This window comes from Pseudomonas sp. R62 (assembly GCF_000257605.1).
GTDB lineage: Bacteria > Pseudomonadota > Gammaproteobacteria > Pseudomonadales > Pseudomonadaceae > Aquipseudomonas > Aquipseudomonas atacamensis.
On sequence record NZ_JH635998.1, the window covers coordinates 150,352 to 160,863 of the forward strand.

Annotated in this window: 8 protein-coding genes; 2 read left to right on the forward strand and 6 right to left on the reverse strand. The window is 53.1% G+C overall.

What is annotated here, in order from left to right; genetic code table 11:
* The coding region (locus OQK_RS02175) for a WxcM-like domain-containing protein (RefSeq protein WP_038860445.1) at nt 1-557 on the forward strand (557 nt) is incomplete at its 5' end.
* Between the two features lies 1 nt (nt 558).
* Nucleotides 559-960, forward strand: coding sequence for a GtrA family protein (locus OQK_RS02180; protein WP_016770908.1), 402 nt, complete (start codon nt 559-561; stop codon nt 958-960).
* A gap of 179 nt (nt 961-1,139) precedes the next feature.
* Here the strand turns inward: OQK_RS02180 and OQK_RS02185 are convergent, their stop codons facing one another.
* The 6 genes from OQK_RS02185 to OQK_RS02210 all read right to left on the reverse strand — a co-directional run bounded on the left by OQK_RS02185 (nt 1,140) and on the right by OQK_RS02210 (nt 10,416).
* Nucleotides 1,140-5,021 carry a glycosyltransferase gene (locus tag OQK_RS02185; RefSeq protein ID WP_016770909.1) on the reverse strand — a complete coding sequence of 1,294 codons (3,882 nt, stop codon included), beginning with the start codon at nt 5,019-5,021 and terminating at the stop codon, nt 1,140-1,142.
* A 3-nt stretch (nt 5,022-5,024) separates the two neighbouring features.
* Complete coding sequence (locus OQK_RS02190; protein WP_016770910.1) at nt 5,025-6,284, reverse strand: ABC transporter ATP-binding protein; 1,260 nt, start codon at nt 6,282-6,284, stop codon at nt 5,025-5,027.
* Nucleotides 6,284-7,072 (reverse strand): ABC transporter permease, encoded by a 789-nt coding sequence (locus OQK_RS02195; RefSeq protein WP_024013863.1) that lies wholly within the window; start codon nt 7,070-7,072, stop codon nt 6,284-6,286. Before OQK_RS02195 ends, OQK_RS02190 begins: the two co-directional genes overlap by 1 nt.
* A 93-nt stretch (nt 7,073-7,165) precedes the next feature.
* Nucleotides 7,166-8,224, reverse strand: a complete 1,059-nt coding sequence (locus OQK_RS02200; protein WP_016770912.1) for an acyltransferase family protein — start codon at nt 8,222-8,224, stop codon at nt 7,166-7,168.
* Nucleotides 8,225-8,428: 204 nt separating this feature from the next.
* On the reverse strand, nt 8,429-9,460 hold the full coding sequence (locus OQK_RS02205) for an MraY family glycosyltransferase (protein WP_016770913.1): 1,032 nt from the start codon (nt 9,458-9,460) through the stop codon (nt 8,429-8,431).
* Nucleotides 9,457-10,416 (reverse strand): NAD-dependent epimerase/dehydratase family protein, encoded by a 960-nt coding sequence (locus tag OQK_RS02210; RefSeq protein WP_016770914.1) that lies wholly within the window; start codon nt 10,414-10,416, stop codon nt 9,457-9,459. The genes OQK_RS02205 and OQK_RS02210 overlap by 4 nt, the downstream gene beginning before the upstream one ends.
* Nucleotides 10,417-10,512: the final 96 nt, after the last annotated feature.

Sequence of the window (10,512 nt, forward strand, 5' to 3'; positions counted from 1 at the left end):
CTGGTTCGGTTGTCACCAAATCGGCGCCACCTAACGCGATCGTTGTAGGGAATCCGGCAAAGATCATTGGCTATGTCGACGCGAAGGCGACGAATGCCACGATAGTCGAAAGCCCTAGCAGAGTGGGAGCGTCTGAAGTTTACCCTTGCGGCGTGACCCTTCATCGCATGCTTGAGGCAGTCGATATTCGCGGCAGCCTCAGCGTCGGGGAATTCGAGCGAGACATTCCTTTTTCAGTAAAGCGATATTTCCTCGTTTCAAATGTTCCTACCGCTGAAACCCGCGGTGAACACGCGCACCGTGAATGCCATCAGTTTTTGATCGCGGTGAAAGGGACCGTCCATGTAGTCGCCGACAACGGTACAAACCGGCAAGAGTTTGTGCTCGACTCCCACACTCTTGGCTTGTTACTGCCTGCAATGACGTGGGGCATCCAATATAAATACTCGTCTGACGCAGTGCTCCTGGTATTTGCTTCCGAACATTATGAGGCAAGCGATTACATTCGCGATTACGACCAGTTCCTGCTTGAAAAGAAAGACGTCGGGCAACTGTGACGTGAACCTGAAAAAACTGACCGAGATAAAATTTTTGCGCTTCCTGCTGACCGGCGGACTCAACACCGCCGTCACGTACGCGCTCTATCTGATGCTGCTTAACTTCTTCGCTTACACGACAAGTTACTCGATCAGTTACGTATGCGGGATTCTATTGGCCTTTCTTCTAAGCCGATACGTGGTATTCAAAGAACACCAAGGATTGAAATCGGTCATTCTTTTTCCACTGATTTACCTGGCGCAGTATCTGTTCGGCTTATTGATCGTGTGGGTTTGGGTAAGGATTCTATTCTTGCCGGAATTTCTGGCACCACTCGCTGCCATTGTTCTTTCGCTGCCCCTGACCTACATGTTGAGCAAGCTTGTTTTCATAAAACCGAAACACTTTGAACCCAAAGCCTGATCAGGCGCGAAAGCCAACCGCATTACATCCCTTGCACAAAGAATAAACCGCCCATAAAAAAAGCCGATGTAGCTGATACGTTTGCTGTCTCGAACGTATCAGCCACATCGGCTTTTTTACTGCCCATTCCTGGCTTAGGCAAGCGCGCTATCAGGAAGCAGCGCTTGCTCTAACATTATTTACTCCTGTCCTTCAGAGCCCGTAGAGCGGTATCCCTCGCAAGACTTGGCAGCTCGGTCCTTGGCGAGAGAATAAGCCTCGTGCAACGACTTGTGCCGCTCCAGCCGAACATTCGGATCAGCGGGCGTACGGAACAGCGAAGTAGTTTTCGCAACGTAGGTGAACGTGTTGCCGTAACCATACCTTAGCCACAGATTCCAATCCTCGAGGTGACTCATGTCGGTTTCGAACCCGCCCCGCTCCAGGTACAACGATCGCTGAAACAGCAAGGACTGAATCGGAATGAAGTTGTGATCCAGCAACGTATCGTAGTCATACTCATGTTTGAAGTATGACGGGGTTTCATGACTGACTTCGGTGTAGCGTCCGTCAGCTGCAACGTTAGTGCCTACCTCCATTGCCAGCGAGTAAGCCGCCACCGAATCGGGATTATTGGCCAAGGCCGCAACTAGCACCTCGACGTGATCGGAAAACAGCAGGTCGTCGTCATCCAGGAACATGCAGTAAGTGCCTTTGGCCATTTCAAGGCCATAGTTGCCGGTCACGGACCGTCCGACTTTGTCCATGCCATAGAAACGAATGGCGCGGCCTTCTGGACGTTGGAACTCGGCAACCAGCTCCTTCATCGTTTCACCGCCATCCTCTACCACCACCAGCTCGACATTCGAATAGGTCTGATTCAAAACAGACATGATCGACTGGCGCAGGAACTCGTTCCGATTACGGTAAGTTCGGGTAACGATCGTTACCAGTGGCAGTTCCGCCAGAGGTTTCCCTACTGTCCAGAATGCCCCGTCGCGGATCATTTCATAGTCGAAACCGCGAAAGGGAAAGCAAGCTTGATTGTTCGAGCCTTTGCCCGATAGAAAGTGTGGAAACTTACGCACGATCTTGCGGATATTGGCGACCACATCGCGGCGCGAACCTTCGTAAACTTCGGGTCGGAACAACAAGGCACTCTGCAGCACCAGCGCACCAAACTTGTCGCTTACATCGCCATAGCGCAGACGCAGGTAGGCATTCGCCAGTGTACTGCCGGTAAACTGGATCGGCTTGACGTGATTTTCATGTTCATAGGTGTAGTGATAGACCACCGCTGAAGGGCAGTACTTCAATTGATAACCATATGAACGGAACCGATAAGACAGTTCCACATCTTCGCCATACATGAAAATTTCGTGTTCGTAGCCGCCGACTTTTGCATAGGCCGAACGTCGGATCAGAATACAGGCATGGGAAGACCAGTTGGTCTCATGAGTGACCGGATCGTAGTATTTGGGATGCTCATAGGGCGCTTGGCGCAACTCCCAAGATGCAACGGCTCTCAAGTTATCCGCGTTCGCAGTCGCAACTATCTTGGCAATCGAATCAGGTGCAAAGACGATGTCGATGTTACTGATCAGAATAAATTCCGATTGTCCGGACATGATCGCCCTGTCATGCCCCAAACCAAAACCAACGTTCTTACCTTGGACGACTTGAAAACCTGCAACCTCGGTGCCGAGAAGCGTTTTCCAACGTAGCAGGTCCTCAACGGTGCTGTCTTTGGAGCCGTTATCGACGAAGCACAGATTCAAATGTTGGAGTGGATAGTCCTGTGCCTTCAGGGAGACGAAGAATCCATCCACCCATTTGCAGCTGTTATAGGTAACGATCGAGACATCAATGATCGGCCGCACATCGAACACAGGCACATCCAGCGAGTAGCCAAAACGCCGGTCGGCAATGACCTGCAACGACTTCAAATTATTTTGCGAGTTGATGGCTCGCATAAACTTGGTTTGCACAGCCTTGATGCAATGTCTCAATCGCATGCGCACGCCAATCAGAAATGGCAGCCGCTGATAAATAGGCCGCAGCACGACGCGTGGGTTGCTGAGCCTGTTTCGAAGCATCCACAGCGCACGTCGGCCGCCGCGAATGGGTCGAGTAAGGCGCCAGGACTTCGAGGCATAAACTTCGTCGAGTTTGTGTTTCAGCTCTTCGACTTCCGCTTTGCTCGATTCAATCTGCTGCTGCAGCGACTCGCGCTCAATAAGCAGCAGCTTCTGAATCCGCACAGCCTCTTCACTATTCAAATCTGGGTATTGCAACACTCCGGTAAAGTTGCCTTCTATGATCGAGAGCTGATCGTTGACCACCAGCAACTCATGCTTGACAGTTGCCAGTTCATTTTTGGTGGCTAGATACGTTTCACTCAGCGTGGAAAGATCGACCTGAGCTTCCTCTACCTTGCCTTCCAGCCAACTGATATAGGACTGCTGACGGAAACTCTCTAGATCCGGATCAAACGCGTTTCTCGACAAGTCGGAAGGCAGCGTTCGCGGCAATCTGGAAAGGTGCGCCGATGGTTCACAGAATTGCGCCTCGCTCAGAAAGTAGAGTGACCGCGCGAAATCCAGAACCTGCGCGCGCAAATCCCGGGTGCAAGGCGCCACAGCGCCATGAGCCTGCCACAAGGCCGGGAGATCCTGCGATTGTTCGACATCGATGGTCAAGCCTGTCCCGCTGTAGGGAGCCTTGCCCAGGGTATAAACAGTTTTTCCCGCCAAAGCGGCTTCGAAGCCTGCGGAGGAGTTGATGGTGAACACCACATCGGCGCCAGCGATGAGATCCGCGATGTTTTCTTCCTTGCCCGCCACTTGGACATGCTCAGGCAGATCCGGCACGTCATCCAGAGGATGGGGCTTTACGATGACGGTAAACGGCGCGCCCTCAATTGAAGCCAGAACATGTCGAACATACTCGCCCATGCTGGCAAACGGCGATCCCATGATGATATTGGAATCGTCTTGAACCTGAAGCAGGATCAACACGGTCGGGACACTACCGGAATTCTGGCGAGGATAACTTTCTTCCATCTGTGCCAGGTTCGCCAAGGCGGTAACGCTTGGTACTCCGCCGGACTTCTGCTGGTACTCAAGGAATTCCGCGCTGAAGCCACTTCGCGCATTCACGCCGCGACTATCGGAGTAGTAAGCCATCGGATTGGGCGCGCGAAGCATGCCCAGTTCGTTGAACAACAACGGTATGCCTGCGGCTGAACACGCAGTATCGAGACTGCCGTCGTAGTTCCAGCAGAACATCAGGTCCGGCTCGACATTGTCCAGGAGTGAGGCTACGAATCGATCGTGAAAGTCCAGTGGCTGCTGTTCAAGCAGGCATTTCCAATCACTCATCCACTCGGAATTTCCGGCCTGCGGATAATCAAGATTGTAGGAGGACGGACTGATCCAGTCGTACTTGAAGTCCGGATACTGTTCGCTCAGTTCATTGGAGCCGACAAATACACACTCCCAACCCTTATCGGCAAATGTATCGGCGAGCGGCAGATAAATGTCGACGATGCTGCTGAATAACGTCGGGCGATCCCGCAAGATCAGCGGCAGCGTGTAGAACACCACACGCTTGTATTTGCGTGAAGCAACTTTGACAGCAGGATCACCGGCCGCAATGCTTTGAGGGGGCACATTGAATTTGACTACGGAATTCGCCGCGATAACCGAACCACGGCCAACTTCCGCACCTGCCAGCACCGATACACTGGCGCCAATCCAAACGTCATCTCCAATGCTCACCTCGGCCAGCCGCATGCCCTGCTCGGTGATCGGCGTATGCAAATGATATCGATGGGTTGACGAGGTGATGCATACATTAGGGGCGATCAGGACATTCTCACCGATGGTGACTTTGCCACTGCCGTTGATCCACGTTCCGTAATTGACTAGCGTCCCGGAGCCAATACGCACGCTGCCTCCCGCACCGCATTCAATAACGACGTTGTCGCACAGCTCAACGCCATCCTCAATGGTGCAGTCAGCCGTATCGTCCAGATGAAACTTGACGGTATCCGCGACTTTTGCATTACCAATCTTAAGCATGATTCAAGCAACCTTAACAACGTTGACTGTTGACGGGCAATAAGCGACTCCGACGATCTGGCGCCCGCCCGACACGCTGAGTTTGCGCATGGGCCAACGCTGATCCAGCTCAACGCGCTCGCCATCCAGACTGGCCATACCGATAAAGAGAAAATATTCCCCCGGTGCCACATTGAGCGGGAAGGAAAAACTGACTTTATGCGCACCGGCATCAAGGTCGAACTTGCACCCGGCCAACAGGGTATTGTCACCGGCCACATCGACACCCTTCGCGTCGCGCAACGAGTAGCCCATCACGACTTCCTTGATGTCCATGGAGGACTGCACATAACAGTGCATGGTGACATCTTCAGTAGGTTCGAAGTGGCTGGTCTGGGTGCCATCGGCGCTGTAGAAATCCACCGCGTTTATTTTCGCCGCACCTGAACCGAATCGAACTTCCGAGATATCGCCCAATTCCTTTTCGTAGGACACATCGGCATGCAATTCCTCGGCTTCCGGAATCGCTACCGCACTGCTGTTACGAACCTTTTTTTCGTAGTTTTTGGTCGCGGTCAGCACGTCGGTGCTGTAATCGATGATCTGCCCGTTCTGCATCACGATGACTGCCTGACAGAAGCGAATAACCGACTGAGTATCGTGAGAAACGAAGAGGATCGTGGTGCCACGCTCCTGCATATGTTTCATCTTCAACATGCACTTGAGCTGGAACCCCGCATCACCCACGCTCAGGGCCTCGTCTACGATCAACACATCGGGCTCGACATTGATTGCCACGGAAAAAGCCAGACGTGCGAACATGCCACTGCTGTACATGCGCACAGGCTGATTGACGAAGTCACCGATGTCGGCAAATTCCAGAATGGCCGCAATACGCGTCTGCATTTCCGCATGGGAGTAACCCATGAGGGATCCCTGGAAATAGATATTCTCGACGCCGGTGTAGTCCGGATTAAAGCCGGCCCCAAGTTCCAGCAGCGACGCAACACGACCCACAACCTGGACTTCGCCGCTGGAAGGCGTGAGAACGCCGGTGAGGATTTTCAACAGAGTGCTTTTGCCCGCACCGTTTTTTCCAAGAATCCCCACGGTCTGGCCTTTCTCGACGTTGAAAGAAACGTCAGTCAGCGCGTGGAAATCGTGATGCCGGTGCTTGCCGAAAGGTGAAAGCGCCTCGATCAGGCGGTCAACAGGCTTGTCATAAAGGCGATAAACCTTACTCACGTTACGGACGCAGATTGCGCTCTCATTCACTGCATTCATTACAAAACATCCGCGAAGTGAGGTCTTAATTTTTTGAATGTGCGCCAGCCTATCAGCGCTAGAACGATCAACACTCCCCAAAAGACCAGAGTTTGAGTCGGTCGCTCCCAGAACCAGATATTGCGAATGAGCGAATCCCTGAATCCTTCGACGATGTAGGCAAACGGGTTCAGACGCAGGTAAGACCCCGCACGTCCCTGAATGGCATCTATATCCCAGAACACTGGGGTCAACCAAAACCCGAACTGCGTGGCCATCGCCACCAACTGACTGAGGTCCGGGAAGAAGATCACTACTGAGCTGGTGATCCACGCAATTGCCAGGAGCAGCATGAACAGGCAGGCGATGTAATAGCCGACTTGCAACCAGTACAGATTTGGCTGATAACCATAAACCACGAACAGAAGCAGCAGGATGAACACGAAGAAAATATGTACCAGTACCGCCGAGGTGAGCTTGACCAGCGGCAACAGAGAAACCTTGAAGACAATTTTCTTGACCAGAAAACTGTTCTCCTTGACCGCCGTACAACCGGAATTCAATGCCTCGACCGTAAAGAACCACGGCACCAGCCCGCACACCAGCCAGAGGACGAAAGGAAAGTCGCCGTGAGGTGCCGCTTTGAAGCCGAACTGAAACACGAACCACAGGATCAGCGTTGTCGCGCACGGCTGAATAAAGACCCACAAGAAACCAAGATAGTTTGTCAAATAACGGGCGCGGAGATCATTTGAAACCAGGCTCAACAAAATCCTGCGATCTGCCAGCATCGTCCTCAACCAGTTCATTGAAAGTCACCGTGTGTCACAAACACATTCACCACCACTTCAAAACCATCGCATGCCATCATGAATTCCATTTAACTAACCGGGCTCATCGACTTAAGTTTTTCCGTTTTCCGGAATTAATACGGGTTCGGCTTTATCTGCACGAACCGACAATCTGGATTTGAAAGTCAACATCCGTTTCTCAACCAGATGCCAGGACAGGTAACCGAGTATCAGCGTAAAAACGATCGTCACGCCCAGATAAAGCGGGTACGAAATATCCGGGAATTTGAATAAAACGAACTGTTGTACCGGGAAAGCGTAGATATAGACCCCGTATGAACAGTCCCCTATCCGGTTGACCCAACTACCCAGCCAACTCCGGGACAAACCGTAGGCCAACACCACATAAGGCAGGGTGAACCACAACAGGCCTTTGGAAACCTGCACATAGGGTGCCAGCAGGATCGTTGCCATTATCAGCACGCAAACGCCGGAGAGACTAAACCAGCGCTCAAGCCGCCATTTGGCATAGCAGGCACCGATCATGAAATAGATGCCGGTGAGAAAAACATACTGGACACCGGTCCCGTATATCACCACCAAAGGGGTCTCGCGCCAGCACCAGAAAATCACTATCGCCGCAAACAGCGCAGTCGCGGCAGTATGAATCCAGCGCCCACCCTTAAATGCAATCCCCAGGCCCATCACCACAAGGTACATGAAAAACTCGATAGGCAAACTCCACAGCGAACCATTGACGACGCCGGGGATGTTCGCGTTTTCAAGAACACCAGGAAGAATGAACACCGGTTTTAAGAGAATGTTTCTTAGATAATCCCACGTGAGCGGTTGTGCAAAGTACTCACGAACCGTCAGCGTAGATAGCAGGGGGCCTAGGATAAAAGCGCTGGCAACCACCACGACAATCAATGCGGGGAAAATCCGCAGTGACCGCTTCATCAGAAATGCTCTGGCGTGGGGCATGGAGTCCCAGCTCTTTACGATCAGATAACCGCTGATGATGAAAAAAATGTTGACGCCAAGACTGCCATAGGTCGAATCCATAAACCCGACAGGTAAATTGCCGTACAAATCAAAAGAGTGTGCGTAAAGAACCATCAGCGCAGCAACCAGCCGAAGCAGATTTAAATTGTTATCCTTGTGCTGCATTTATGCTGCTCCGACACTCATTGAACTGAACAAGACAAATGGGCTGAATTGTCGTAAGAGCCTTTGAATATTGGCTCGCAATACGACACCCTCTTGCATGTCAATCCTGAAAATTCCGCGTATTCGCTGAACCGAGGGCGCGGATCATATCATTATCCGATTCACGCTCCCACGCCCTGCATCGCCCGAGGGAATTGCCTGCGGTTACGCTCCAGTCTCGGTGACGGGCTCACGATTGCCGGCCTTGAACCGGACGGCTAGCCAGAACAACGGAGCGTACGCAATGATCAGCGCGATGACACCGGGAACTACGTCCAGAGCCGCGACAATAGCCCATGGAAACAACCAGAACACATTCAGCCCGACCACCGCGAGCGTCACCGTCTTGTGGCTCTGATACTGGCGCGAGGCATATTGATAGGCATGGCTGCGATGAGCCTGGTAGACCTTGTCCCCGTTCAACAGCCGCCGGCAAAGAGTCCAGGTCGCATCTACAACAAAGACGCCGAGAAGAATTAACCAACTCCAGAGGAGTTCAGGGGAACGGCTTGCGGCGACAAGCGAGAGAATACCCAACGCAATACCCAGAAATCCGCTGCCGGCATCCCCCATGAAGATTCGGGCTCGTGGAAAATTCCAGCACAGAAAACCGCCCACTGCGACACTCAAGAGAAGCACGCACTGAATTGACGTTTCCTGCCCGACGAGGACATAGAGCGACGCACTGGCAAGACAGGCAAAAAGCGCTTCGGCGCCGGCCAGGCCGTCGATACCGTCCATGAAGTTGTAGAGATTGAGCATCCAGACCAGATAAATTGCCGCAAGGCCGTTGCCTATCCAGCCCAGATCAATCACTGCACCTAGTACCGTGACAGGGGCCAGCCCATCGATCCAGAACAATGCCCAAATGGCAGCCGCAAAATGACCGAGCAGCCGCCACCTAGCTGCGATATGACCGTGATCATCGGTAAACCCGACGATAGCCACCAGCAGCCCGCTACCCGATAAAGCGTAGAGCGTTGCGTTATCCATCAGGCCCATACCACCCAGGACGGGCAGTGAAATCAGAAACCCCAGCACTATCGCCACACCGCCGCCACGAGGCGTCGGCACCGAGTGCGAACTGCGGTTATTGGGGATATCCATCAGACTTTTCGACAAGGCGTAGTGACGCAACCCCCAAGTCATCGCCCAGGACAGCGCAAAAATCGTAATGAGCAAACCGCCAAATATCATGTTTTTTGCTTTTCCAGAAAATGGTTCGCAGTCCGGCGCATGGCAGTATCTACGTCGATGGGCGGAACCCAACCCAGCAACTCGCGGTTTTTGCTGATATCGACCTGCAAAGATTCACAGACTCGCTGGGCAACGCCCCGCCTGCCAACGAGCGCACCGCCGAGCAGCAGCAGCGCCGCAGGTACAGGTAACAAAAGAGCCTTCACCCCAAGTGCAGATGCCAGGCGCTTGAGCAAGTGAGGTGTCGACAAATCCTCACCATCGCTTACCAGAAACGTTTGCCCTGCCGCTGCCGGGTGATCCAGGCACGTTTCGATGAGATCAACCAAATTGCCGATCGCAACCATACTGCGCTGATTGCGAATGCCGCCCAACGGCAACACGAAACCCTTTTCGAGCCATTTGAGAAGACTGAGAAAATTGGCTTTCACCCCGGGCCCATAGACCAGCGGCGGACGAATAATCACTACCTGCATACCCGTCTGCTCGCCAAGTTGACGCAATGCCTGTTCGGCTTCGTGCTTGGAAATGCCGTACGGATCCTGCGGCGCCGCAGTGTCATCAGCAGTAAACGGTCGCCCCGGATCCGTGCGCTCACCATTGACCTTGATCGAACTGATGTAAACGAAGCGCTTGACGCCCGCCTGCGCAGCCATACGAGCCAACTGCATCGTACCTTCGACATTTACACGGCGAAACTCGCCAAGCGCATCACCCGCCGTCTCATTCATGATGTGCACCCGCGCCGCCGCATGGACGACCACCTGCACGCCAGCCAATTGTGTGGTCTCGCATGTCCCCGACTCGAACCTGGCGACGGGACACAAGCCTTGAAGACGAGTTGCAGCGCGGACGGCAGCCACAGGGGTAAATTTTTTCCGTACGAGCAAGCGCAAGACCAAGGCTTCTCCGACGAAGCCGCTCGCTCCGGTAACCCAGACCTTGGGCGCATTCATTTAGCAGATTTCCCGAGAAGTGCAGTGGCCCAGCAAATCACGAAAAACAAAGCACGATCCCTCATGCGGCGACGGCAACGCCAGGCGGAAAACGAC